This is a genomic window from Rhodococcus sp. IEGM 1307, from assembly GCF_030056915.1.
In the GTDB taxonomy this organism is placed as follows: domain Bacteria; phylum Actinomycetota; class Actinomycetes; order Mycobacteriales; family Mycobacteriaceae; genus Rhodococcus_F; species Rhodococcus_F opacus_D.
This window is the reverse complement of sequence record NZ_JASHKW010000007.1, coordinates 327,876-352,988: the sequence shown is the minus strand read 5'-3', so window position 1 is coordinate 352,988 and position 25,113 is coordinate 327,876. Positions and strand designations below refer to the sequence as shown.

Annotated in this window: 25 protein-coding genes; 18 read left to right on the top strand and 7 right to left on the bottom strand. The window is 68.1% G+C overall.

The window, feature by feature from the left end; translation table 11 throughout:
* Positions 1–5: 5 nt before the first annotated feature.
* Both QM841_RS16470 and QM841_RS16465 read right to left on the bottom strand, forming a co-directional pair.
* Positions 6–341 carry a WhiB family transcriptional regulator gene (locus QM841_RS16470; RefSeq protein ID WP_005253437.1) on the bottom strand — a complete coding sequence of 112 codons (336 nt, stop codon included), beginning with the start codon at positions 339–341 and terminating at the stop codon, positions 6–8.
* Positions 326–1,330: an ROK family glucokinase gene (locus QM841_RS16465; RefSeq protein ID WP_283332802.1), complete on the bottom strand. Its 1,005-nt coding sequence runs from the start codon at positions 1,328–1,330 to the stop codon at positions 326–328. Before QM841_RS16465 ends, QM841_RS16470 begins: the two co-directional genes overlap by 16 nt.
* Positions 1,331–1,559: 229 nt before the next feature.
* Here QM841_RS16465 and QM841_RS16460 point away from each other — a divergent pair, with 229 nt between their 5' ends.
* Entirely contained in the window at positions 1,560–2,642 is a 1,083-nt protein-coding gene (locus QM841_RS16460) for an ABC transporter ATP-binding protein (protein ID WP_283332801.1), read from the top strand.
* 2 nt (positions 2,643–2,644) lie between these two features.
* Here the strand turns inward: QM841_RS16460 and QM841_RS16455 are convergent, their stop codons facing one another.
* The gene (locus tag QM841_RS16455) at positions 2,645–3,661 is read right to left on the bottom strand and encodes a LacI family DNA-binding transcriptional regulator (RefSeq protein WP_283332800.1); all 1,017 of its coding nucleotides are present in this window, start codon (positions 3,659–3,661) and stop codon (positions 2,645–2,647) included.
* 183 nt (positions 3,662–3,844) lie between these two features.
* On the opposite strand from QM841_RS16455, the gene QM841_RS16450 reads away from it, so the two are divergent.
* Genes QM841_RS16450 through QM841_RS16435 form a run of 4 tightly spaced genes read left to right on the top strand, consistent with a single transcriptional unit; the run spans position 3,845 to position 8,733 of the window.
* Positions 3,845–5,530: a glycoside hydrolase family 13 protein gene (locus tag QM841_RS16450; RefSeq protein ID WP_283332799.1), complete on the top strand. Its 1,686-nt coding sequence runs from the start codon at positions 3,845–3,847 to the stop codon at positions 5,528–5,530.
* Positions 5,527–6,792, top strand: coding sequence for an ABC transporter substrate-binding protein (locus QM841_RS16445; protein ID WP_283332797.1), 1,266 nt, complete (start codon positions 5,527–5,529; stop codon positions 6,790–6,792). The genes QM841_RS16450 and QM841_RS16445 overlap by 4 nt, the downstream gene beginning before the upstream one ends.
* Positions 6,793–6,804: 12 nt before the next feature.
* Positions 6,805–7,842 carry a carbohydrate ABC transporter permease gene (locus QM841_RS16440; protein WP_280782943.1) on the top strand — a complete coding sequence of 346 codons (1,038 nt, stop codon included), beginning with the start codon at positions 6,805–6,807 and terminating at the stop codon, positions 7,840–7,842.
* 3 nt (positions 7,843–7,845) lie between these two features.
* A complete protein-coding gene (locus QM841_RS16435) occupies positions 7,846–8,733 on the top strand; it encodes a carbohydrate ABC transporter permease (RefSeq protein WP_005562109.1) in 888 nt (295 codons plus the stop codon).
* 56 nt (positions 8,734–8,789) lie between these two features.
* Here QM841_RS16435 and QM841_RS16430 read toward each other — a convergent pair whose 3' ends face one another.
* The gene (locus QM841_RS16430) at positions 8,790–9,746 is read right to left on the bottom strand and encodes an AraC family transcriptional regulator (protein ID WP_283332855.1); all 957 of its coding nucleotides are present in this window, start codon (positions 9,744–9,746) and stop codon (positions 8,790–8,792) included.
* A 192-nt stretch (positions 9,747–9,938) separates the two neighbouring features.
* Here QM841_RS16430 and QM841_RS16425 point away from each other — a divergent pair, with 192 nt between their 5' ends.
* The 3 genes from QM841_RS16425 to QM841_RS16415 are packed head-to-tail and all read left to right on the top strand — an operon-like array spanning position 9,939 to position 13,152.
* Positions 9,939–11,399, top strand: a complete 1,461-nt coding sequence (locus tag QM841_RS16425) for a flavin-containing monooxygenase (RefSeq protein WP_283332795.1) — start codon at positions 9,939–9,941, stop codon at positions 11,397–11,399.
* On the top strand, positions 11,396–12,325 hold the full coding sequence (locus QM841_RS16420; protein ID WP_283353933.1) for an alpha/beta hydrolase: 930 nt from the start codon (positions 11,396–11,398) through the stop codon (positions 12,323–12,325). The genes QM841_RS16425 and QM841_RS16420 overlap by 4 nt, the downstream gene beginning before the upstream one ends.
* Positions 12,322–13,152, top strand: coding sequence for an SDR family NAD(P)-dependent oxidoreductase (locus QM841_RS16415; protein WP_283332791.1), 831 nt, complete (start codon positions 12,322–12,324; stop codon positions 13,150–13,152). The genes QM841_RS16420 and QM841_RS16415 overlap by 4 nt, the downstream gene beginning before the upstream one ends.
* Positions 13,153–13,170: 18 nt before the next feature.
* Here QM841_RS16415 and QM841_RS16410 read toward each other — a convergent pair whose 3' ends face one another.
* Together QM841_RS16410 and QM841_RS16405 are read right to left on the bottom strand one after the other, a co-directional pair.
* Positions 13,171–13,512 (bottom strand): SHOCT domain-containing protein, encoded by a 342-nt coding sequence (locus QM841_RS16410; RefSeq protein WP_283332790.1) that lies wholly within the window; start codon positions 13,510–13,512, stop codon positions 13,171–13,173.
* 16 nt (positions 13,513–13,528) lie between these two features.
* Positions 13,529–13,978 (bottom strand): DUF6325 family protein, encoded by a 450-nt coding sequence (locus tag QM841_RS16405; RefSeq protein WP_283332789.1) that lies wholly within the window; start codon positions 13,976–13,978, stop codon positions 13,529–13,531.
* 264 nt (positions 13,979–14,242) lie between these two features.
* On the opposite strand from QM841_RS16405, the gene QM841_RS16400 reads away from it, so the two are divergent.
* The 6 genes from QM841_RS16400 (at position 14,243) to QM841_RS16375 (ending at position 20,429) form a co-directional block, all read left to right on the top strand.
* Entirely contained in the window at positions 14,243–15,889 is a 1,647-nt protein-coding gene (locus QM841_RS16400; protein WP_283332788.1) for an MFS transporter, read from the top strand.
* 39 nt (positions 15,890–15,928) lie between these two features.
* Positions 15,929–17,137, top strand: coding sequence for a low temperature requirement protein A (locus tag QM841_RS16395; protein ID WP_283332787.1), 1,209 nt, complete (start codon positions 15,929–15,931; stop codon positions 17,135–17,137).
* 116 nt (positions 17,138–17,253) lie between these two features.
* Entirely contained in the window at positions 17,254–18,504 is a 1,251-nt protein-coding gene (locus tag QM841_RS16390; protein WP_283332786.1) for a molybdopterin-dependent oxidoreductase, read from the top strand.
* A gap of 1 nt (position 18,505) precedes the next feature.
* Positions 18,506–19,018, top strand: coding sequence for a hypothetical protein (locus QM841_RS16385; RefSeq protein ID WP_283332785.1), 513 nt, complete (start codon positions 18,506–18,508; stop codon positions 19,016–19,018).
* A complete protein-coding gene (locus QM841_RS16380; RefSeq protein ID WP_283332784.1) occupies positions 19,015–19,674 on the top strand; it encodes a methyltransferase domain-containing protein in 660 nt (219 codons plus the stop codon). The genes QM841_RS16385 and QM841_RS16380 overlap by 4 nt, the downstream gene beginning before the upstream one ends.
* A gap of 86 nt (positions 19,675–19,760) precedes the next feature.
* Entirely contained in the window at positions 19,761–20,429 is a 669-nt protein-coding gene (locus QM841_RS16375; protein ID WP_283332783.1) for a hypothetical protein, read from the top strand.
* A 38-nt stretch (positions 20,430–20,467) separates the two neighbouring features.
* Here the strand turns inward: QM841_RS16375 and QM841_RS16370 are convergent, their stop codons facing one another.
* Entirely contained in the window at positions 20,468–21,880 is a 1,413-nt protein-coding gene (locus tag QM841_RS16370; RefSeq protein WP_283332781.1) for a hypothetical protein, read from the bottom strand.
* Between the two features lie 20 nt (positions 21,881–21,900).
* On the opposite strand from QM841_RS16370, the gene QM841_RS16365 reads away from it, so the two are divergent.
* Genes QM841_RS16365 through QM841_RS16350 form a run of 4 tightly spaced genes read left to right on the top strand, consistent with a single transcriptional unit; the run spans position 21,901 to position 25,109 of the window.
* The gene (locus QM841_RS16365) at positions 21,901–22,707 is read left to right on the top strand and encodes an S-methyl-5'-thioadenosine phosphorylase (RefSeq protein WP_283332780.1); all 807 of its coding nucleotides are present in this window, start codon (positions 21,901–21,903) and stop codon (positions 22,705–22,707) included.
* A complete protein-coding gene (locus QM841_RS16360) occupies positions 22,704–23,771 on the top strand; it encodes an NAD-dependent epimerase/dehydratase family protein (RefSeq protein WP_283332779.1) in 1,068 nt (355 codons plus the stop codon). The genes QM841_RS16365 and QM841_RS16360 overlap by 4 nt, the downstream gene beginning before the upstream one ends.
* 10 nt (positions 23,772–23,781) lie before the next feature.
* On the top strand, positions 23,782–24,438 hold the full coding sequence (locus tag QM841_RS16355; protein ID WP_283332854.1) for a glycosyltransferase family 2 protein: 657 nt from the start codon (positions 23,782–23,784) through the stop codon (positions 24,436–24,438).
* Positions 24,435–25,109: a TIGR04282 family arsenosugar biosynthesis glycosyltransferase gene (locus QM841_RS16350; protein ID WP_283332778.1), complete on the top strand. Its 675-nt coding sequence runs from the start codon at positions 24,435–24,437 to the stop codon at positions 25,107–25,109. The genes QM841_RS16355 and QM841_RS16350 overlap by 4 nt, the downstream gene beginning before the upstream one ends.
* Positions 25,110–25,113: the final 4 nt, after the last annotated feature.

Below are 25,113 nucleotides of genomic sequence, written 5' to 3'. Positions count from 1 at the left end.
CGCGCTCAGGCCTGGCGCGCCAGATCGAAGCCGAAGGATTCCGCGACGGCCTCGTCCACCCGGCCGTGGTGATTGGCGAGCAGTTCTTCACGCTCGTTCGCGGAGAGTCCACCCCAGATGCCGTACGGTTCACCGACACTGAGCGCATGCTCCCGGCACTGCACCAGCACGGGGCATCCGCGGCAGATCATCTTGGCGCGGAAGTCCCGCATCTCGCGTGCCCGGCCACGTTCGCGGTCGGGGTGGAAGAACGTGGACGACTCGTAGCCGCGGCATGCGGCGTCCCTCTGCCAGTCCCACACCTCGGCGACCGGAATGGGAAGACTCAACCGATTGGACATTGCACTCCTCCAGATACTCGTGAGCCGTTGTGTGCGAGCCCGAGAACTCGTTCCCGGGCCAGATCGGCGGCGCCGACGATGCCGACGTTCGCGCCGAGTTCAGCCAGTCGCACCTCGGCGACCGGTCGGTGTGCGCGTCCGGTGAGACGGTTCTCGAACGCGGCGGCGGCGGGACCGCGCAGCAGTTCGCCCGCCTCGCACACTCCCCCGCCGATGATGAACAGGTCGGGGTCGAAGAACGCCGCGATGTCCGCCATGCCATGACCCAGCCAGGAACCGATCACCCGGAAACACTCGAGCGCGGCGGGGTCGCCCTCCTGCGCGGCCGCGGTGATGTGCAGGCCCGTGATGGCGTCCGCCCGTCCGCCGGCGCGGGTCAGGAGGTCGGCGGCGGAACCGGGCGAGACGTTCGCCAGATCCTGCGCCTCGCGGACGAGCGCCCGCCCACTGGCGTAACGCTCCCAGCAGCCGTGGTTGCCGCAACCGCATCGGCGACCGTGCGGTTCGACGTTGAGATGCCCGAATTCCGCGGCCACACCGAACTTGCCGCGATGGAGCACGCCGTCGACGACGATGCCGCCGCCGATCCCGGTTCCGACCGTGAGCACGACGACGGTCTGCCCCGTCCGCCCGGCCCCGAAACGCGCCTCGCCCCATGCCGCGGCGTTGGCGTCGTTCTCGACCACCGTCGGCAGTCCGCACGCCGCTTCGACCACCTCACCGAGAGGCTCGTTGCGCCAGGCCAGATTCGGGGCGAAGAGCACGGTGCTCAGGTCCGCGGCGACGAAGCCGGCCGCGCCGATGCCGACCGCCTGCACCGGGTGGGTGTCCGCCAGTTCGCGGACGAGTTCGGCGATGACGTTCTCGACACGGCGCGCATCGTGGGACGGGGTGTCACGACGCACCATCCGGTGGATGACTCCTTCGGTGTCGACCACGCCGGCTGCGATCTTCGTGCCACCCACGTCGATGCCAATTGTCAGAGCCATGTCTCGTGTCCTCTTCAAATCTGCGAGTGAGGGGTGTCACGCTGACAGTAGAGGACCTTTGGATTTTCATCAATACACACTTCCGTCTTTTCGAGAACAAAGCCTGCTCGCCTCCAAGTGGACAAGCACTGTGATCTAGGCCATAGTTCTTCCTCGTCGGTACCTGCCGACACACCCCTAACACTCGGATCGTCCGGCACGTTCCTGCCGGTGGAGGGATTCATTTCTCATGGCAACAATCACGTACGACCGCGCGACCAGGCTCTTTCCCGGCTCGGACGTCCCCGCGGTCGATCAACTCGACCTGCACATCGAGGACGGCGAGTTCCTCGTCCTCGTCGGCCCGTCCGGCTGCGGCAAATCCACCTCGCTGCGAATGCTCGCCGGACTCGAGGACGTCGACGGCGGGCAGATCCTGATCGGCGGCCGCGACGTCACGCATTCCGAACCCAAGGACCGCGACATCGCGATGGTCTTCCAGAACTACGCGCTGTATCCCCACATGACCGTCGCGGAGAACATGGGCTTCGCCCTCAAACTCGCGGGTACCGACAAGTCCGAAATCCGCAGGCGCGTGGGGGAAGCCGCCGACATGCTCGACCTCGGCGCCTACCTGGACCGCAAACCCAAGGCCCTCTCCGGCGGCCAGCGACAGCGGGTGGCGATGGGCCGCGCCATCGTCCGGCAACCCCAGGTATTCCTGATGGACGAGCCGCTGTCGAACCTCGACGCGAAACTCCGGGTGCAGACCCGCACCCAGATCGCCCAACTCCAGCGCCGACTCGGCACCACCACCGTCTACGTCACCCACGACCAGGTCGAGGCCATGACGATGGGCGACCGGGTCGCCGTCCTCAAGGGCGGCGTGCTGCAGCAGTGCGCGTCCCCTCGCGAGCTCTACCGCCGGCCCGCGAACGTCTTCGTCGCGGGATTCATGGGTTCACCGTCGATGAACCTGTTCACCGTGCCCGTCACCGACGGCGGGGTGCAGATCGGTGACCAGCTGGTTCCCGTTCCCCGCGACGCCCTCACCGCGGCGGGCGGGCGTGAGGTGATCTTCGGGATCCGGCCCGAGCATGTCGAGATCGCCGACTCCGGCGGACTGAAACTCGAGATCGACGTCGTCGAGGAACTCGGCTCCGAGGCATTCGTGTTCGGCCGCACCACGGTCAACGGCCGGGTCGAGAGCCTGGTCGCACGGGTCGACTGGCGGAACCCACCCGAAAAGGGCCAGGTCGTGCACGTCCGCGTCGACGAGGCACACGCGCACCTCTTCGCCACCGACGCGGCGGGCGAGCGTCTCGTGCGCTGACGTCAGAGTTCCGGAGGGCGGGCGGTCGAGCCCCGAACCACCAGGTGGGTCGGGAGCACGACCGCCCGTTCCGCAGGTTCCCGTCCGCTGAGCAGTTCCACGACCACCCGGCCGGCCGCCGCGCCCTGTTCCCCGACCGGCTGCCGCACCGTGGTCAGGTCTGCCAGCTCGGCCGTCGGGTGATCGTCGATCCCGATCACCGACATCCCGGCCGGAACGGGAACCCCCGCACGTCGCAGCGTGCGCAACGCTCCGACGGCGACCTCGTCGGAATGGCAGAACACTGCGGTGGGCACCTCGGCACGGCTGAGCAGCAGTTCCATGCCGCGCTCACCGCCCTCGATTCCCCAGGGAACTGTCGCCGTGCAGTCGTCGTCGAGTCCGGCGTCGGCGAGAGCGGCATGGAACCCCGCCACCCGGGCGATGTCGCCCTCCCAGTACTGACCCTCCGGGTCCACGGTGCGGATCATTCCGATCCGGGTGTGGCCGATCCTGATCAGGTGCCCGACGGCCTGACGCGCGGCCAGCTCGTCGTCGATCCGGACGGACGGGAACTCGCCGGCGTGCGCGCCGATGACGACCACGGTCACATCCATCTCCTCGAGCCGCGCCCGCTCCGGTCCGGTGAGAGGAAACGCCACGGCGATGACGGCATCGACCTTGCGGCGCAAGGGAAGCCGTTCGAAGAACGATTCGCGCTGGGACGACTCCTCGAGGCAGTACAGCAACACGTCCAGGTCCGCGGCGCGGAGTTCGTGTTCGATGCCGGCGAGAATCCGCGAGTAGAACCAGGCGTCGATCCACGGCACCACGACGGCCACCCGGCCCGTCGCGCCACCCGACAGCTTCGACGCCTCGGGTGAGATGACGTACGCCAACTCGTCGGCGGCCCTCTGAATTCGCAATCGGGTCGCCTCGGAGACGCCGCGTTCGCCGCGCAACGCGCGCGAGACGGTGGCGATCGAGACTCCGGTGCGGCGCGCGACGTCGGCCATGTTGACGGACTGCTTGGGGATCACGTTCCCACAGTAAGCGAGCAACGCAAATATTTGCGTTGAATCCTCACAGAATCCGTGGCGCTGAAGTGCGCAAAAGAAATCTCACTGCTCGAGTTGACAGGCACCTGTGACGTGCCTCACGCTCTTTACGCAAACGTTTACGCATCACATTCCCCCATCCCATCCCCCCACCGAGGAGATTCGATGACCCAGTCCGTGGAGTCGACCGCAACCACCGTCGCGAGCCGGCACCCAGAAGCCTGGTGGAAGACGGCCGTCGTCTACCAGGTCTACATCCGCAGCTTCGCCGACGGGAACGGCGACGGCATCGGCGATCTCACCGGCTTGCGTTCCAAGCTGCCCTACCTCGCCGACCTCGGCGTCGACGCCGTGTGGATCAATCCCTGGTACCCGTCGCCGATGGCGGACGCCGGCTACGACGTGGCCGACTTCCGTGACATCGAGCCGTCGTACGGCACGCTCGCGGAGGGGGAGGCGTTCATCGCCGAGGCCCACGAGCTGGGGATCCGCGTGATCCTCGACATCGTGCCCAACCACACCTCCAGCGAGCACCGCTGGTTCGAGGCCGCCCTCCGCGACGAGCCCGGGGCACGCGACCGGTACATATTTCGCCCGGGCCGCGGTCCGGCAGGCGACGAGCCGCCCAACGACTGGCAGAGCGCGTTCGGCGGTCCCGCATGGAGCCGCCTGGACACCGGCGAGTGGTACCTGCACCTCTTCGCTCCCGCCCAGCCCGACCTCAACTGGGAGCACCCCGAGGTCCGGGCGGAGTTCGAGGACATCCTGCGCTTCTGGTTCGACAAGGGCGTCGACGGTTTCCGGATCGACGTCGCCCACGGCCTGGCCAAGGATCCCGCACTCCCCGATGCCGGTGAGCGCCTTCCCGGTTCGCAGCACACCGACCCCCACCCCGCGTGGGATCAGGATGCCGTCCACGAGGTGTACCGGGGCTGGCGGGCCGTCGCCAACACCTACGCCGACCGCGTCTTCGTCGCCGAGGCCTGGGTGCCCGGCAACGACCGCCTGGCCCGGTACCTGCGCCCCGACGAGCTGCACACCGCGTTCCAGTTCGACTTCCTGCGCGCCCCTTGGCGTTCTGTGAGCATCCGCGCCGTGATCGACGACGCGCTCGAGCAGGCGGCCACCGTCGGCGCACCCGCCACGTGGGTGCTCTCCAACCACGACGTTCCCCGCACCGTCACCCGCTACTCGCGCTCACAGCCCGACCACCTGGTCGAAACCGACTGGGAGCGGGCCCGCTGGGCGCTCGAGGAACCGAACCACGAACTGGGTCGGCGTCGTGCCCGCGCGGCCGCGCTGCTGCAGCTGGCGTTGCCGGGCACCGCATACATCTACCAGGGCGAGGAACTCGGACTGGAAGAGGTCGAGGACCTTCCCGACGAGGTCCGGCAGGATCCGACGTGGTTCCAGACCGGTTTCACCGACCGCGGCCGGGACGGCTGCCGGGTTCCGATCCCGTGGTCGAACGACGCAGTGCCGTACGGCTTCTCCCCGTTCGACGCGGAGGAGGACACGTGGCTTCCGCAGCCGGGGCACTGGGCCCCGCACACCGCGGAAGCGCAGGCCGGCCACCCCGAGTCGTTCCTCACGCTGTACCGCGAGGCGCTCGAACTGCGACGAGAATTCTTCGACACCCCGCATGCCGTCGAGTGGCTCGACACTCCCCGCGACGTGCTCGCGTTCACCCGCGGCACAGTGCAGTGCTGGGTGAACACCGGCGCCGAACCGATCACACTGCCCGAAGGACTGACCGTCGTACTCGGTTCGGTCGCCGACATCACCGGCGGAGTTCTCCCGTCCGACGCCGCGGTGTGGCTGTCGGAACCGGGCGCGGGTGAATCACGATGAAGCGCGTCGCCGCCTGCGCGGTGGCCGTCGGCGTCCTGTTCGCGGCGACGTCCTGCGCCGATCAGGGCCTCGACGCCGCCGCGCAGGCGGAGAAGGAGAACCTCGACGGCCGCGGACCCATCACCTACGTGCAGGGCAAGGACAACTCGAACGTCATCCGGCCGCTGATCGACGAGTGGAACGCCACCCATCCCGGGGAGAAGGTGACGTTCAAGGAACAGTCCGACCAGGCAGACCAGCAGCACGAGGACCTGGTGCAGCACTTCCAGTCCCGCGACTCCGGGTACGACGTCGCCGTCGTCGACGTCGTGTGGACCGCCGAATTCGCGGCCCGCGGATGGCTGCAACCGCTCGAGGGCCCGATGGCGATCGACACGTCCGGGCTGCTCCCCGCGACGGTCGCGGGGGCCACGTACGGGGACGTCCTGTACGCGGCCCCGCAGACCAGTGACGGCGCCCTGCTCTACTACCGCACCGACCTGGTGGATCATCCGCCCGCCACCTGGGACGAACTCCTCGGCGCATGCGGGACGGCACAGCACGCCGGAATCGGCTGCTACGCCGGGCAGTACGCCAAGTACGAGGGGCTGACCGTCAACGCGTCCGAGGCCATCAACACCGCGGGCGGGTCGATCCTCGGACCGGACGGCGTGACCCCGACGATGAACACCCCGGAAGCCAAGGCGGGCCTCCAATCGCTCGTCGACGCCTACCGTTCGGGTGCCATCCCCCGCGAGTCCGTCACGTTCCAGGAGGAGCAGGCACGGCAGGCGTTCCAGAGCGGCGACCTGCTGTTCATGCGCAACTGGCCGTACGCGTACAGCCTGATGGACGGTCAGGGCAGTTCCGCAGTGTCGGGCAAGTTCGCGGTGGCGCCGCTGCCGGGGAAGAGCGGGCCCGGTCACTCGACACTCGGCGGGCACAGCGCCGCGATCAACGTGTACTCCGAGCACAAGGCGACCGCCTCGGACTTCCTGAAGTTCTTCCTGGAGAAGAAGTCACAGGCATTCTTCCTGTCGCAGGGATCGCTCGCCCCCGTCCGCGCCGACGTCTACGACGACCCGGAACTGATCGAGCAGTACCCGTACCTCCCCACGTTGAAGACGTCGATCGAGAACGCCGTGACCCGGCCGGTCACCCCGTTCTATCCCGCGGTCACCCGGGCCGTGCAGAACAACGCCTACGCCGCGATCAAAGGCGAGAAGACGGTGGACCAGGCCGCCGCCGACATCCAGTCCGCGATCGCCGCGGCCGGGTCCTAGAGGAGACAGCCGATGACCGTTCACGAACTCTCACTCGAGAAGACGCCCGCTCCCCCACGTCGGGACGGCGCGAGATCCGGCGAACCGCAGGGCGCGCGACCGCGGAAGGGCCGCAGCAAGGCGGCGATGTTCCTGATCCTGCCGACCATGATCCTGCTGGGCATCGTCGTTCTGTACCCGGTGGTCAGTGCCATGGTGATGTCGCTGTTCAAGGACCCGACGATCGATCCCGCCACCGGCAAGTTCGTCGACCAGGGTTTCGCGGGTCTGTCGAATTACACGCACTGGCTGTTCCAGCGGTGCACCGACACGACCGGAGCGTCGGTGTCCTGCCCCGGCGGCACGCTGGGGTCGCTGTTCTGGCAGTCGATGTGGGTCACCGTGTTCTTCACCGTCGTCACCGTCGCCATCGAGGTCGCGCTGGGACTGTGGTTCGCCACCATCATGAACCGGGCGTTCCGCGGTCGGGCACTGCTGCGCACCAGCATTCTCGTGGCGTGGGCCATCCCGACCGCCGTCACCGCGAAGCTGTGGTACTTCGTCTTCGCCTACGACGGCATCGCCAACAAACTGCTCGGCACGGAAATCCTGTGGACCGGTGACACGTGGCCCGCCCGGTTCGCCGTCGTGATCGCCGACGCCTGGAAGACCACACCGTTCGTGGCGTTGCTGATCCTCGCCGGACTGCAGATGGTGCCCGCCGAGGTGTACGAGGCGGCGCGGATGGACGGCGCCAATGCGTGGCAACGATTCCGGTCGATCACATTGCCCCTCATCAAGCCGGCCATCCTGGTGGCGGTCCTCTTCCGGGTGCTCGACGTCCTGCGGATCTACGACCTCCCGGCGATCCTCACCGGCGGCGGTGGCGGCGACGGCACCGCCACCACCACGCTGTCGATCCTGGTGATCGACCAGATGCGCCAGGGATTCAACAGCGCGTCCGCCCTCTCCACGATCACGTTCCTGTTCATCTTCGCCGTCGCCTACGTACTGGTGAAGGTGATGGGCGTCAACGTGATCGACACCCAAGAGCAGCAGCGAAAGGCCTGATCCATGTCCACAGCAGTCGTCACACCGGGGATCCCCCGTGCCGCGGTGGCACGCCGGCGCCGGGCACCGTCGCTCGCCTCCATCCGCACCTACCTGGGCCTGGCGGTGATCGTCGTCTGGGGTCTGGCCCCGGTCTACTGGATGGTGGTCACCGCCTTCCGCCACTCCGACTACACGTTCGACACCACCCCGTGGCCCACCCACGTCACGCTGGAGAATTTCGCGAGCGTGTTCTCGACGGAGGCGGGCAACCACTTCGCCAGGGCACTCGTCAACAGCACGATCATCGGCGCCGTCACCACCGCGATCGGTCTGGTCGTCGGAGTCGGCACCGCGTACGCGCTGGCGCGACTGCAGTTCCGGGGAAAGCACGTCGTCCTCGGAATCATCCTGGCGGCGTCGATGTTCCCGGGTGTCGCCGTCCTGACACCGCTGTTCCAACTGTTCACGTCGATGGGCTGGTTCGGCACCTACCAGGCGCTGATCATCCCGAACATCTCGTTCGTGCTGCCCCTCACCATCTACACCCTCACCGCGTTCTTCAAGGAACTGCCGTGGGAACTCGAGGAGGCCGCCCGAATCGACGGGGCCAGCAGGCGGCAGGCCTTCCGAATGGTGTTGCTGCCCTTGGCCGCGCCGGGACTGTTCACCACCGCGATCCTCGCGTTCATCGCGTCGTGGAACGAATACCTGATCTCCAGTCAGCTGTCCAACGACGTGACCCAGCCGGCCACCGTCGCCATCGCACAATTCGCGGGCAGCAAGCCGCACGAGGAGCCGTTCACGTCCGTGATGGCAGCGGGAACGGTCGTGACCATCCCGCTCGTCATCATCGTGCTGCTGTTGCAGCGGCGCATCGTGTCCGGCCTCACCGCCGGCGGCGTCAAGTAGCCCGTGCGGCTCCGCCGCCCGTGAGTACTTATTAACCGCCCGCGGTTAATAAGTACTCACGGGTGCAGGTCGGCCCGGTACTGCCTCGGCGTCTTCCCGAACCACCGCCTGCAGGAACGGTTGAGGGTGCTCTGTTCGGTATAGCCGAGCAGTCCCGCGATCTGGCCGAGATGAAATCCCGGTTCGGCGAGGTATCTCGCCGCCTGGGCGCGACGTTCCCGTTCGATGAGGTCCTGGCATCGCACACCCTCCTCGGCCAGCCGCCGTTGCAGCGTGCGCGGATGCATCGACAGTTGGTCGGAGATGGCCTCAGCGCTGCAGTGGCCGGTGGGCAGCAGACGCCGGGCCAACTCGGCCACGCGTTCGGACAGCGCCGCGGTGCTCGGCAGGTAATGCGTTTCCAGGTATTTCGTGGCGATGCGCCGGGTCTCCGGATCTGCGCTGTCGATCCGCCGGTCCGCCAGGACTCGGGGCAGTTCGAACCCGCACCACGTCTGACCGAACAGGACGGGGCAGTCCAGCGCGCCGCGGTAGGCGGCGTCCGACCCGAGTTGGTCGTGCACGAACGAGATCAGCGAGGGACGCGCGTCCGGGCCGCCGAGTAGCCGAAGGATGCGGACGCCGTTGGCCATCGCCAGCTCGTATCCCTGAGGCAGATAGGGCAGCGACGGTTCCGTCATCTCGTAGACGAACCGGACGTCGCCTGCGGTGCGCGGCTCGACGGTCAGCTTCAGGGCGGGCGAGTGCACGTAGAAGTAGCGGGCGATCGCCTCGAATGCGCCGTGCACGGTCTGGGCGTTCCGCGCGATCACGGCGACGGGCCCGAGGATGTCCAGGCCCTGCCAGTGCGAGAGCCGGAGCCCGAAGTCCGGGCAGCCCAGGTCGGCGGCGCCGGCCTCCAGCACGTGCACGACCGCCTCGAACGACACGAACGCGTCCTCCTCGTGCTCGACTCCCGGTGGAATGTGGAAGCGCGCGAGGGACGACTCCGGGTCGGCGCCCAGCTCCCGCATCAGGTCGCCGTACCCCCAGAGGTTCGTGGCCCGGATCAGACTTCCCACGGGGTCAACTCTCTCCTCTCGCCGGAAACGATGTCGGGAAATGCTAAAAGCATGTCCGAAAGTGTCAAGACCTGTGACGTGGCACACAGTCATTCTGTTTGTACCCCATCCTGCGAATCCAGCAGGCAGAAGCGCGAGGAAGCCATGAGCACGACACATTTCGACGTTCTGATCATCGGTGCCGGACTGTCCGGCATCGGAACGGCCTGCCAGGTGACGGCCGAGTTCCCCCACAAGAGCATCGCGGTGCTGGAGCGCCGCGAGCGGCTGGGCGGTACGTGGGACCTGTTCCGCTACCCCGGTATTCGTTCCGACTCCGACATGTTCACGTTCGGCTACAAGTTCCGGCCGTGGCGTGACTCGAAGGTGCTCGCGGACGGTGCGTCGATCCGCCGGTACATCGCGGACACCGCGCGGGAGTTCGGCATCGAGGACAAGATCCGCTACGGCCTGAAGATCGTCGGGGCGGACTGGTCGACAGCCGAGGAACGCTGGACGGTGACCGCCCTGCACGAGGCGACCGGCGACATCCGCACCTACACCTGCGGGTACCTGGTCAGCTGCACCGGCTACTACGACTACGACGCCGGCCACCTGCCGGACTTCCCGGGCACGGACCGATTCCGGGGCCGGTGCGTCCACCCACAGCAGTGGCCGGAGGACCTCGACTACACCGGTAAGAAGGTCGTCGTGATCGGCAGCGGCGCCACCGCCGTCACGCTGGTCCCGTCGATGGCCGGCGATGCAGAGCACGTGACCATGCTGCAACGCTCGCCGTCGTACGTCTTCTCGATCCCCGCCCTCGACAAGATCTCCGAGGTGCTGGGCCGATTCCTGCCCGCCGAGTGGGTGTATTCGTTCGGCCGCAAGCGCAACATCGCCCTCCAGCGCGGGCTGTACCTGGCGTGCCGACGGTGGCCGCGGCAAATGCGCCGATTCCTGCTCTGGCAGGTGCGACGACGCCTCGGCCCCGGATTCGACATGAGCCACTTCACGCCGAACTACATGCCGTGGGACGAGCGCCTCTGCGCGGTGCCGGACGCGGACCTCTTCACCGCGCTGTCGTCGGGAGACGCGTCGATCGTCACCGATCACATCGACACGTTCACCGAGAAGGGCATCCTGCTGAAGTCGGGCCTGGAATTGGAGGCGGACGTCGTCGTCACCGCCACCGGCCTGAAGATCCAGATGCTCGGCGGAATGGAACTCTCCGTGGACGGGCAGCCCCGTCCGCTGCACGGTCAGATGACCTACAAGGGCGTGCTCGTCGAGGGAATCCCCAACCTGGCATGGGTTTTCGGCTACACCAACGCGCCGTGGACCCTGAAGTCCGATATCGCGGGCGCCTACCTGTGCCGGCTCCTCCGGTACATGGACGAGGTCGGTCACACCGTCGCGACGCCCCGCGACGTCGAGAACTCCGCGATGGACATCGGCATGCTCGATCAGTTGCAGTCCGGGTACGTGCAGCGCGGTAAGGACGTCATGCCCCGCCAGGGGTCCGCGGAGCCGTGGAAGGTTCTCATGCACTACGAGAAGGACTCCACGATGCTCCTCGACGACCCTGTTCACGACGGAATTCTGCAGTTCGGCGCGCCGGCATGAGGAACGTCAGCCGAGGTGCCATCCGGGCCTGCCTGCGCAGCGCACGCCCCCTATTCGCATCCCACCGCGTGCCCGTCGGGGCGAAGCGCCTCATGGTCGAAATGGTGACGGCCGCCGCCCGCCCGCCTCGTGGCACCCGGTTCGAGCGCGACACGGTCGCCGGCGTCCCCGTCGTGCGGGTGCGGCCGGCGCACACCACCGGGGGGACGCTGATCTACCTCCACGGTGGCGGATACGCCCTCGGAAGCGCGAAGGGGTACCGCGGCCTGGTCGCGCACCTCGCCGCAGCCGCCGGGACGACGGCGGTGATCCCCGACTACTCACGCTCGCCGGAATCCCGCTACCCGATTGCCCTCGAGGAAATGGTCGCGGTCTACTCCCGGCTACTCGACGACGGCCTCGACGCGGACACCACCGTCGTCGCGGGGGATTCCGCCGGCGGCGGACTGACGCTGGCGCTCGCGACGGCACTGCGTGACCGCGGCCTCCCCGCCCCGGCCGCACTCGGCCTGATCTGCCCGTGGGCCGACCTCGCGATCGACGTCGACCGGTCGCGACCGGTGCTGCGCGATCCCCTGATCCTGCCGTCCATGACGGCCGAATGGGCCCCGCGCTATGCCGGACAGCACGATCCGAGATCGCCCGGCATCTCCCCGGTGTACGGCGACATGACAGGTCTGCCGCCGATCGTCATGCACACGGCCGGCGACGATCCGATCTCCGTCGACGCGGAGAAGATCGAAGCAGCCGTCGCCGCTGCGGCGGGCGTCCTCCACCATCGCCGGTTCGACGACCTGTGGCACGACTTCCACCTCCAGGTCAGCCTCCTCGCCGAGGCACGCGAGGCGGTCACCGACCTCGGCGCGGCACTGCGCCGTCACATCCAGGAAATTCACCCCGACACAGCAAAGGTTGCATCCACATGAGCACGTTCGAAGGAAAAGTCGCCGTCGTCACCGGAGCAGGATCCGGCATCGGCCGGGCCCTCGCCCTCGATCTCGCGAAGAGGGGCGCAAGGCTCGCCCTCTCCGACGTCGATACCGTCGGACTCGCCGACACCGTCCGCCAGGCCAAGGCGCTGGGCGCGGAGGTCAGGTCCGACCGAATCGACGTCGCCGAACGGGAAGAGATGCTGGAATACGCAGACTCCGTCGTCGCAACGTTCGGCACGGTCCACCAGGTCTACAACAACGCCGGCATCGGCTACAACGGCAACGTCGAGAAGTCCAAGTTCAAGGACATCGAGCGGATCATCGACGTCGACTTCTGGGGCGTCGTCAACGGGACCAAAGCCTTTCTGCCACATCTGATCGCGTCCGGCGACGGGCACGTCGTCAACATCTCGAGCCTGTTCGGGCTGATCGCCGTGCCGGGCCAGAGCGCCTACAACGCCGCGAAATTCGCCGTGCGCGGCTTCACCGAGTCGCTGCGGCAGGAGATGCTGATCGCCAAGCACCCCGTCGAGGTGACCTGCGTGCATCCCGGAGGCATCAAGACCGCCGTGGCCCGCAACGCCACTGTCGCCGAGGACGAGGACGCACAGACCTTCGCGGACTTTTTCGACAAGCGGCTGGCCCTGCACTCGCCGGAGATGGCCGCGAAGTCGATCCTCGACGGAGTCCGCAAGGGGAAAGCCCGGGTGATCATCGGCTGGGAGGCGAAGGCCCTCGACGTGCTGGCCCGCGTCATCGGGTCGTCGTATCAGCGGGTGGTCGCCACCGGCTTCGCGACCTTCATGCCGTGGATGAAGTAGGCGACTGCCGGGGTCGTCCTAGGACGCCAGGATCTTCGCCTTCTCGGCGCTGAATTCGGCTTCGGTGAGCACACCTTGGGCTCTGAGTTCTCCGAGATCCTTCAGCGCGGCGATCCGGTCGACGCTGCCTCCGCCCGAGGAGGGGGTGGGGGCGGCCTGCGGCGGGGGTGCCTGGGAGTAGGCCGGGGCCTCGTTCTGCGGGGCTTGCGGTTGCTGCTGCGGTTGCTGCTGCGGTTGCTGCTGTGGTTGCTCTTTCGCCGCCCACCGCTGGCCCTGACGTCGAGACACTCGATTCGACACGGACGTCGCGGTTCCGGCGATGACGGCGGTGCGGGCGATCCCGCGGAGAAGTCCAGGCATGGTGTTGTCCTCGGTTTCAGCTTCTGGCTTCGAGAGCGTCGAGTGACGCCAGGATGCCCTGTACAGGGATGCGGCCCGACGCCACGAGTTGCGCTCCGCTGCGACGCAGGGCGGTTGCGAGCGGTGCGGCCCAAGTGTTCTCGTAGACCAGTACCGCAGCCGAAGCACCTGGCTCGAGCACGGATCCGGCGTCGGCGATGTCCGTCAGGTCGAGCAGGCCGGTCGAGGCCTCGGCGAAGAGCGACACATCTATATCGCCCACGAGTCCGACGTCGACGACGTCGATCGCCACGACGGAGCCGTCCGTTTCCTTGCGAAGGAAGACCAGGTCGAGCACTCGCACGGTGCCCTGCTCGACGAGTTCGCGGAGGATCGCCAGCGCTGATCCGTCCGGTCTTCGGTCGGCAGGGAACTCCACCACGAGATAATCGATGGGCCCGCTATCCTCCGGGTCGATATCGTTCACCGGAAAACCTCTCTTCGTACATGCCGAGGGGATCCGCGGATGTCACCCCGGATCAGGGCTCGGTCACAATAATCCGGGATCCCCCACGAGAATTCCGGCCATTCTCCGAGCATAATCCGGTTCGAGACCGTCTCACGAGCTTTCACCCTGTTCGGATGATTTTCGGGGCGTGCCTCCATGCGACGCTGAGACCGACCTTCCCCAGCGGCAGCTCACGGAAGTGTTCACCGAAGCGAGCCTCGAGATGTCCCAGGAAAGGCCGTCGTGAGTTCAGGCAAAGAGTCGGTCGCGGTCGCCGGGTCCGGTCTGGTGCTCACGGTGCTGGCGTCCAGCCAGTTTCTGATGACATTGGACAGCTCCGTGATGAACGTGTCCATGGCGACGGTCGCGTCGGATCTCGGGACCACGATCACCGGCATCCAGACGGCCATCACGTTGTACACGCTCGTCATGGCGACGCTGATGATCACCGGCGGCAAGATCGGCACCATCATCGGTCGGCGCAAGGCGTTCGCACTCGGCCTGATCGTCTACGGCGCGGGCTCGCTCACCACGGCGCTGTCCCCCAACCTGGCGGTGCTGCTGATCGGATGGTCCCTGCTGGAAGGGATCGGCGCCGCGCTGATCATGCCCGCGATCGTCGCCCTCGTCGCGGCGAACTTCGCGGCCGAAAGGCGTCCCGCCGCCTACGGTCTGGTGGCCGCGGCGGGTGCGATGGCAGTTGCCGCCGGACCCCTCATCGGCGGTGCGGTGACCACGTTCGCGTCGTGGCGGTATGTCTTCGCCGGCGAGGTGGTGATCGTCCTCCTCATCCTGCTGGTGCTCCGACGCATCAACGACGTTCCACCGGCGAAGGTGCGCCTCGACCTGGTCGGATCGGCGCTGTCGGTGGTGAGCCTCGGGATGATCGTGTTCGGCGTCCTCCGCTCGAGCGAGTGGGGCTGGGTGCAGGCCAAGCCCGGCGGAACCGCGATCGCGGGACTGTCGCCGGTCGTGTGGCTGGTGCTGGGTGGTCTCCTGGTGCTCTACGGGTTCCTGCGGTGGGAAGCCCATCTCGCCGACACCGGCGGCGAGCCGCTGATCGACCCCCGACTGCTGCGGAACCGTCAACTCGCCGGCGGGCTCAGCATGTTCTTCGCCCAGTTCACCGTCCAAGCGGGCGTGTTCTTCACCGTCCCCCTTTTCCTGTCCGTCGTGCTCGAACTCGACGCGCTCCAGACCGGGATCCGGCTCATCCCGCTGTCCGTGGCACTGCTGCTGGCCGCTGCCGGGATCCCCAAACTCCGGCCCGAGGCCAACCCGCGCAGGGTGGTCCGGTTCGGTCTGGCGTCCATGATCGTAGGCATCCTGTTCCTCGTGGCCGGGATGGACCCCGGGGCCAACGCCGGCGTCGTGGCCGTTCCGATGCTGCTGATGGGGCTCGGACTCGGTGCACTGGCCTCCCAACTCGGCGCCGTCACGGTCTCGGCCGTCCCCGACTCGCAGAGCGCCGAGGTCGGCGGGCTGCAGAACACCGCCACCAACCTCGGCGCGTCCCTGGGGACGGCGCTCATCGGATCGGTGCTCATCGCGACCCTGAGCACCTCGATCGTCGCGGGAATCCAAGCCGATCCCGACGTTCCGCAGTCGGTCCAAGAGCGGGCGACCACCGAACTGGCGAGCGGTGTACCGTTCCTCTCCGACACTCAACTGGCGGCGGCCCTGGAGGAGGCGTCGGTCCCCGACGCCACCGCCCAGGACATCCTCGACATCAATTCCGACGCGCGACTCGAGGCACTCCAGGTGGCGTACGCCGTCACCGCACTGCTCGCCATCGCGGCGTTGTTCTTCACCGGGCGGATCCCCCGCACCCCCGTCGGCTCCCCCGAACGAAAGGCTGCGCCCGACCCCACTGACCGCCGCAGTTCGTAGGACTTTGCCGCGCCGCCGTCCGGTGGCAGCATTCTCTCCGTGACTTTCGCCCATCGTTTGCGTCCCCGCCTCGTCGAAGAACGAGCGTCGGTGTCGCCGCTCGAGCTGTTCTTCGACCTCGTCTTCGTGTTCGCCCTCACCCGCGTCACCGATCTGATGGCCGAGGACCCCACCGGGGTGAACCTGCTGCGCGGCGCACTGGTGATGGCCGTCCTGTGGTGGAGCTGGGTGGGGTACGCCTGGCTCTGCAACCTCGTACGCGCCGACGAGGGCATCGTGCGGGTGGTGATGTTCGGCGCGATGGGCGCCATGTTCATCACTGCTCTGACGATCCCCGAGGCGTTCGACGACCTGACCGGCGGACTCGACGGCCCCGTCATCTTCGCCCTCGGTTACTTCGTCGTCCGCCTACTGCACCTGGTGATGTTCTGGGTGATCAGCCGCACCGACCCCCAACTGCGCGGTCAGGTGCTGCGGTTCGCGCCGAGCATGGTCACCGGCACCGTGTTCCTGCTCATCGCGTCGCAGCTCACCGGCACGGCGCAGACCGTGATGTGGATCCTCGCCCTCGCCGGCGACTACATCGGCACACTGATCGGCGGCACCGACTGGCGGTTGCGGTCGATCAGCCACTTCGCCGAACGACACGGCCTCATCATCATCGTCGCGCTCGGTGAGTCGATCGTGTCGATCGGCATCGGCGTCGCGAGCCTGCCGATCTCCTGGGCGATCATCGTCGCCTCGCTGCTGGGACTCGCGGTGTCGGGGCTGCTGTGGTGGTCGTACTTCGACGTCACGTCACTGGCCGTCGAGCACGCCTTCGAGAAGGCAACCGGTGCGCGTCAGATCAAGATCGCCCGCAACTGCTACAGCTTCCTGCACCTGCCGATGGTGATCGGGATCGTGATGCTGTCGCTCGGCCTGAAGAAGATCCTGTCGTACGTCGGCGACGGCAACCATCACCGGCTCACCGACCCGCTGTACGGCTGGCCGCTGATCGCACTGTTCGGTGGGGCGGCGCTGTACCTCCTCGCGCTGGTCGCGTTCAAGGCCTACGCGACGAGGTCGGTCACCGTGCCGCGCGTCGTGACGGCGGTCGTCCTGATCGCGCTCCTCCCCGTCGTCTGGCACATCCCGGCCCTCGCCACCCTCGGCGTGCTCACCGCGGTCCTGCTCGCGATGATCGGATACGAAATGGTCCGGTACGACCAGCCCCGCGACGAGATCCGGCACGGCGCGCACCCGTGAGTACTTATTAACCTCCCGCGGTTAATAAGTACTCACGGGGGAAGCAGTCCTGCACGGCGGCGGCACCGAATTACCTCTGAGGCTCGAGATGATCGAGCCGGAGGGATTGATACACCATGACCGACCACTCTCGCGGCCCACGATTACGCAGTCCACTGCGCGGACCGTGGCTGACCTCGGTATTCGGCCTCGTTCTGCTGATCGGACTTCCGGTCGTCATCGTCACGGGGTTGCTCTCGTACATCGCGTACGGTCCGCAGTTCGGGCAGGCCCGTCCCGGCGACGTCGGGTGGCTGCACCTTCCGTACTTCGCGTGGCCCACCCGGCCGTCGTGGTTGTACCGGCTCACGCAGGGGCTGCATGTCGGGCTCGGACTGGTCCTGGTGCCGATCGTGCTCGCCAAGCTGTGGTCGGTGATCCCGAAACTGTTCGTGTTTCCGCCGGTGCGGTCGCCGGCGCAGGCGCTCGAACGTCTGTCGCTGATCGCCCTGGTCGGCGGTGCGCTGTTCGAGATCATCACCGGGGTCCTGAACATCCAGTACGACTACATCTTCGGCTTCGACTTCTACACGGCGCACTACTGGGGCGCGTGGGTCTTCATCGCCGGGTTCGTGACGCACACGATCCTGAAGGTGCCGCTGATGGTGAGGTCGCTGCGTTCCCGGTCGTTCCGTGAAGTGCTGCGCACCTCCCCTGCGGACACGCGCCCCGAACCGCCGGACGAGAACGGCCTCGTGGCCGAAGACCCCACCACGCCCACGATCAGCCGCCGCGGCGCCCTCGCCCTGGTCGGTGGTGGCGCCGCACTGGTCGCCGTCCTGTCGGTCGGGCAGACCACCGGCGGGTTCCTGCGCAATGCCGCGCTGCTTCTCCCCCGCGGCCGCTCGTACGGCGACAGTCCCAACGACTTTCAGATCAACCGCACCGCCGCAGCCGCGCAGATCACCCCGGAGCAGACCGGCGACACCTGGCGGCTCTCGGTGACAGGTGGCGCGGAACCCGTGCAGCTGAGCCGAAGTCAGCTGCGCGCCATGCCGTCGCACACCGCGTCCCTTCCGATCGCGTGCGTCGAGGGATGGTCCACCACCGAGACGTGGACGGGTGTGCGACTGCGTGACCTCGCGGACGCCGCCGGGGTGACCGCGTTCGCGTCGGCGAAGGTGACGTCGCTGGAACGATCCGGGGCGTTCAACCAGGCGGTGCTCACATCCGATCAGGTGCTCGACGCGGACGCCCTGCTCGCCCTCGAGGTCAACGGCGCGGACCTGTCCCTCGACCACGGCTACCCCGCCCGGATCATCGTTCCCGCCCTGCCCGGCGTCCACAACACCAAATGGGTGCAGGCCATCGAATTCCGGGAGGCGTGAGATGCGCCGATTCGCCCGCTTCTACGGCGCCAACCCGCTGCATCTGCTGGCCGTACTGTTCACGTTCGCCCTCGCCGGATATGCGGTGGCGGTGGTCGGTCCGCAGAATCTGTGGAATCAGGACGTGTGGTGGAAGTCGATCGCCGTGTGGTTCCTCGGCGCGGTGATCGCGCACGACCTCGTGCTGTTTCCGCTGTACGCGCTCGCGGACCGGTCCCTGACGTCCGGGCTGAACGCGATGCGGGGCAGGAGAACTCCACGACCGCGGTCGGTTTCGGCACTCAACTACATTCGCGTGCCGGCGCTCGCGTCCGGTCTGACGCTGCTGCTGTTCCTGCCGGGGATCATCGAGCAGGGCGCCGACGCGTATCTCGCTGCGACGGGGCTGACGCAGGAACCCTTCCTCGAACGCTGGCTGCTGCTCACCGCCGCGTTCTTCGCGGTGTCCGCCGTCGCCTACGCCATGCGACTCGCGTTGTCCCGCAGGACTGGTGACACGGTGAGCGCCCCATGAGGAGAACCGACGTCTCCACGGACCTCCTGATGCGGCGCGCGTCCGCGGGTCTCCCGTGCTGGGTGCGCGACGCACGGGGGACGCGTCGCCCCCTGCCGGTGGGCCGGTGGATGGGCGGGGACGCATCCACCCTTTCCGATCGGATCGCGGACCGCGTGATGCTCACCGGGTGTCACGGCGCCACCGTGGACCTCGGATGCGGACCGGGCCGCCTCACCGCGGCGCTCGTCTCGGCCGGTGTCTCGGCGCTGGGGGTCGACTCGTCCTTCACGGCAGTCCAACTCACGATCCGCCGCGGCGGCCTCGCGCTGCACCGCGACCTCTTCGCGCCGCTTCCGCGGTCCGGACACTGGGACCGAGTGCTGCTCGCCGACGGCAACATCGGCATCGGCGGAGAGCCGGTGCGGATACTGAGCCGCGCGCGAGACCTGTTGCAACCACACGGAATTGTCATCGCCGAGGTGGATCCGCCGACCACGACAGGAGTTCGTCACGAACTACTGCGCTGGGAGACGGAGCATCTCGCCGGCGAGTGGTTCGCCTGGGCGAGTGTGGGTGTCGCGGCGATGTCCGGGGTCGCCCGCGCCGCCGGACTGAGCGTGATCGATGTTCTGCAGCACGCGAATCGGTACTTCGTGCGGATGGAATGGGCGTAAAGAGCTCCCATCCGCCGGCGAGGTCGCACCGAATACCTAGTGAACATTCACCCACCCCCTTCCTCCGGAAAGGCTGTTTGATCATCATGTCGAACTATCGAAAAGCACTCGTAGCGGCGGCCATCGGCACCCTGGCCCTGACCCCGCTCGCGGCGTGTTCGAGCAACGACTCGAATGCGTCGTCGAATGTGAGCACAGCAGCATCCACGCAACCCGCACCCGTCGCCCAGGTCGACAACCTGACCGGGGTGAGTACCGCCGTCGCACTGGATTCCGGCTTCACCGGTGCCCTGACGACGCTCGGCCTCACACCCGGAGTGGTGGGTACGGCGGCCCTCGCCGACGGATCGGTCAGCTTCCCGATCACCGGCGGCAACGTGAAGTACTGGGAGCCGGGCACGGTTGACCCCTACGTACAGGGCGAGATCATGCACGACGGGAGCGGATTGTCGCTGGCGGCGCCCGGCACCGTCGTCGAACTCACCGATTTCGCGATCGACCCGGGCACGTCGCTTCTCACCGGCGACGTGAGCGTCAACGGTGCGTCCGCGGCCACCGATGCGGTGTTGTTCGATCTCAACGGCCGCACGTTGAAGCCGCTGCAGACAGGCCCGAACGACACCGCGATCCTGCAGGGTACCGAGGTCAAGATCTCGGAGGACGCGGCCGGACTGCTGAACGAGACGTTCAAGACCGACGCCGTGAAGCCGGGGTTGCTGGTCGGAATCGCCACCATCACGATCGCGACCAAGTGACCGTCTGCCCCCGAACGGCACCTCGGATGCGCCGGCCGTCACCAGTTCGTGAACAGCACATGGTTGACGGCCAGCGCACCGGCGGCCTGCACCGCGAGCCAGAACCGATGGCTTCCGCGCGGCAGGAGTGCGGGGGCGGCGAGCAGCCACACTTCGAACGGCAACCAGATCCGCTCGGTCTCCGCCTTGCTCAACGCGCTCAGATCGGCGATCACCACCGCCGCCAGCGCGGAGAGCACGAGGACGGGAACCGGCGACAGCGCCCGCACCCGCGACCAGGCGAACGCCCGGGGCAGCGCGGCGGGCACCGCCAACCCCACCGCGCAGACGAGCGACGCGAAGTTGGCCCAGCCCCAATAGGCGAAGGGACGATCCGACGCGATGCCCTGGTAGTACCGTTCCTGCACCAGCTGGTAGCCGTCGAACCACCAGAATCCGTACAGCGTGAACACGGCCGCCACCGCGAGCGCACCGGCCAGGGCGCCGACCAGCGGACGGGCCGTGCGCGCGATCATCAGAACGGCGACCGCCGGGATCGCCATCAGCGTGAGCCCGTAGCTGAGGTAGACACCGAAGCCGAGCAACACACCCGCCGCCACCGCGACGAGCGCGGGGGTCGGGACGGTACGAGTCGCCGAGAGGGCCAGCAGGGCGATGCCCCACGCGACCACGCCGGCGAACAGTGCGTCCGCCGACACCGCCACCCAGATCGCGGTGGGTGCGAGGACGAGGAACGGGGCCGCGCGACGAGCCATGGCCTCGTCACCGAGCGCACGGACGGCGACGATCACCGCGGCGCCGGCGCTGGATCCGACCGCGACGCACAGCGCGGACGCCCAGGCGCCGCCGTCGAGTCCGATCCGGTCGAGCCAGACGAACGTCAGGAGCGCACCGGGCGGATGCCCGGACACGTGGGTGGTCCACGAATCGGGCTGCAGGTCCAGGATTCTGTCTGCGAAACCACGCAGCGTCGCCGGGATGTCCGTGACACCAGGAACCTCGTGGAGATACTCGTCGGTCGAGGTCAGGCGCCCAGCGAACCCACGCTGCCAGCCGTCGACCAGCGCGAGCGCCATCGCCCACAGGGCGGACACGAGCCACACTCCCACCGTGAGACGACGCCACGCCAACGTCTGCGCCAGACCCGGCCCCCACAACACGACCGCCGCCGCGACGGCGACGGCGACCGGCGTCCCCCACCCGACGTGCACGTCGCGGAACCCGAACAACGGCGAGGCGTCCGCGAAGTCCCGCGCACTCTCCGCGGTGCGGTGGACGATGGGGGTGATCGTCTCGTTTCCCAGGCGCGGGACGACGAACGCGACCACCACCAGGATCAGGGCGAGTGCGGCGCCCACGACGTCGCGGTACCGGAAATTCCGCTCCTCGGCGCGCTGCGGGGATCCGATGACGTCATCTCCTTCGGCGAAAGTCGCACTCGCGCCCAGCATAACGACGGAGGATTGACTGCATGACCGCAATGAGTGCACGCGAACCGGCCCGCGCGGACGTCGCCGTGATCGGCGGGAGCGGCTTCTACTCGTTCTTCGACGAGGACGCCGCGGAAGTCACGATCGACACTCCGTACGGCAACCCCAGCGCCCCGATCACGGTCGGCGACGTGGAGGGCAGGCGGGTGGCGTTCCTCCCCCGCCACGGCGCCCGGCACGAATTCGCGCCGCACACCATCCCGTACCGCGCGAACCTGTGGGCGCTGCGCACACTGGGCGCGCGGCAGGTGTTCGCACCCTGCGCCGCCGGGAGCCTCACCCCGGACCTCGGACCGGGCTCGATGGTCGTGCCGGACCAGTTGGTCGATCGCACCAGCGGCCGCACGCAGACCTTCTTCGACGGAGGCGGCGTGCACATCCAGTTCGCCGACCCGTACTGCTCGGACCTGCGCAAGGCCGCCACCCGGCCGGGCACCGTGGAGGGCGGTGTGCTGGTGGTGGTCGAGGGCCCGCGCTTCTCGACCAGGGCGGAAAGCGTGTGGTTCGCCCGGCAGGGCTGGACCCTCGTCAACATGACGGGCCACCCCGAGGCGGCCCTCGCCCGGGAACTCGAGATGTGCTACGCCACCATCGCTTTGGTCACCGACCTCGATGCGGGAATCGAGGCCGGCGCCGGGGTACGCGCAGTGGACGTGTTCGCCGAGTTCCAGCGCAATCTCGGGTCCTTGAAGACGCTGGTGCGGTCCGCGATCGCCGCCGCCCCCGAGGGCCCCTGCGAAGCCTGTCGCGTCCACGAGGGTGTGACACTGCCGATCGAGTTACCATGACGGGAACACGCGTACTGCTCACGGGTGCAGCAGGATTCATCGGCGGTCACGTCCACGTCGCGCTGATCGTAGCCGGTCACGACGTCGTGGCCGTGGACGCTCTGCTCCCGTCCGCGCACGGTGCCGACGTCGAACCACCGGACGGTGTGCGACGGGCCGACGTCCGCGACCGCCCCGCTCTGATCGAACTGCTGAGGGGTGTGGACGTCGTGTGTCATCAGGCCGCCGTCGTCGGCGCCGGTGTGGATGTGCGTGATGCCCCGGCCTACGCCAGCCACAACGATCTCGGTACGGCGACGCTGCTCGCCGCGATGCACGAATCGGGTTGCGAGACGCTGATACTCGCGTCGTCGATGGTCGTCTACGGAGAAGGCCGGTACCGCAACGGGCGGGGCGAGTTCGTGGAACCGGCCGCCCGCCGGACCGAGGACCTGGCAGCGGGAATCTTCGACAAGACGGATCCAGACACGGGGAAGCCCCTGGAGTGGGCCCTCGTGGAGGAGAACTCGCCACTGCGGCCGCGGAGTCTCTACGCCGCAGGCAAGGTCGCGCAGGAGAACTATGCGCTCGCCTGGGCACTGGCCACCGGTGGTTCCGTGACGGCTCTGCGCTATCACAACGTGTACGGCGATCGCATGCCGCGAAACACCCAGTACTCCGGGGTGGCCGCGATGTTCCGTTCCGCCCTCGAGAACGGCGACCCTCCGCACGTGTTCGAGGACGGCAGGCAGACGCGGGATTTCGTGCACGTCCACGACGTCGCGGCGGCGAACGTGGCCGCGGTCGAGTCTGCGCTGCCGGGATTCTCGGCGTTCAATGTGTGCTCGGGGCAACCGATCACGATCGGGGAGGTGGCCGCGACGCTCGCGCGTTCGTACGGCGGGCCCGAACCCGTCGTCACCGGCGAGTACCGTCCCGGCGACGTGCGGCACATCGTCGCCGACCCCCGGCTGGCCCGGGAGCGGCTGGGGTTCCGGGCGCAGATCATGCCCGCCGAGGGAATCGCGGCGTTCGTGCACGCACCCCTGAGGGACGCGGCGCCGGCGGGACCTCCCCGTGTCTGAGCGCGAGCCGATCTCTGCGCGGGACGTCACCGTCGTGATCCCGTGCATGAACGAGGCCGGATCCCTGCCCGGAGTGCTGGCGGCGGTGCCCCGCGACTACCGGACGGTGGTGGTGGACAACAACTCCACCGACGACACCGCCGCAGTCGCCGGCGCGCACGGTGCGTCGGTGGTGCGGGAGCACGTCCCGGGCTACGGCTCGGCCGTGCACGCCGGGGTGCTGGCGGCGCAGACACCGGTGGTCTGCGTGCTGGACGGCGACGGCTCGATGGACGCGGGTGAACTCCCGCGACTGGTCGCCGCGCTGGACTCGGGCGCCGATCTCGCCGTGGGACGGCGTCGGGCCGATCGACGCGGCACGTGGCCGCTGCACAGCAGGATCGGCAACGCCGTCCTCGCCGCACGACTCCGGCGCCGGTACGGGCTGCCGATCCACGACCTCGGGGCGATGAGAGCCGTGCGCAGACAGGACCTCCTCGACTTGGGTGTCGACGACCGCAGGTCGGGCTATCCGCTGCAGCTTCTCGTGCTCGCCGGCCGCGCCCACTGGCGGGTCGTGGAACACGACATCACGTACCGGCCGCGCACCGCCGGCGCGTCGAAGGTGTCGGGTTCGCTGAAGGGCACCGTCGTCGCCGTCCACGACTTCTGGAAGGTGATCGGGTGAACCTCGACGTCGCAGTACTCGTAGTCGCGAAGGCGCCGGTGCCCGGGTTCGCGAAGACCCGGCTCGCGCGGGACGTCGGCGACGCCCGGGCCGCCGACCTCGCCGCCGCCTCGCTGCTGGACACCCTGGACGCCGTCACCGGTGCGGGTGTCGCGCAGCGGGTGGTGGCGATGACCGGCGACCTCGGCCGGGCGGTCCGGGGCACCGACATCGCCTCGGCCCTGGACTGTTTCACGGTGCTGCCGCAACGGGGTGAGAATTTCGCGGCGCGATTGGTGAACGCCCACGCCGACACGTTCGACGCGTTCGGCCTGCCGATACTCCAGATCGGCATGGACACACCGCAGGTGACGGCGGTACTGCTCGCCGAATCGGCGGACCTGCTCACCGAACGGAGAGGCCGGTGCGTCCTCGGACTCGCGGAGGACGGCGGGTGGTGGATCCTCGGAGTGCCCGACGCCGTGGCGACGGAGGCGATCGGATCGGTTCCCACGTCGAGTTCGGACACCGGACGCCTCACCCGGGAGGCCCTCCTCGCGGCGGGCGCCGAGGTGCTGTCGCTGCCGACGCTCCGCGACGTCGACTACGCGACCGACGTCGCACCGGTCGCCGCCCTCTGCCCGGAGTCCAGCCACTTCCGCCGTGAGTACTTATCAACCACAGGAGGTTGACAAG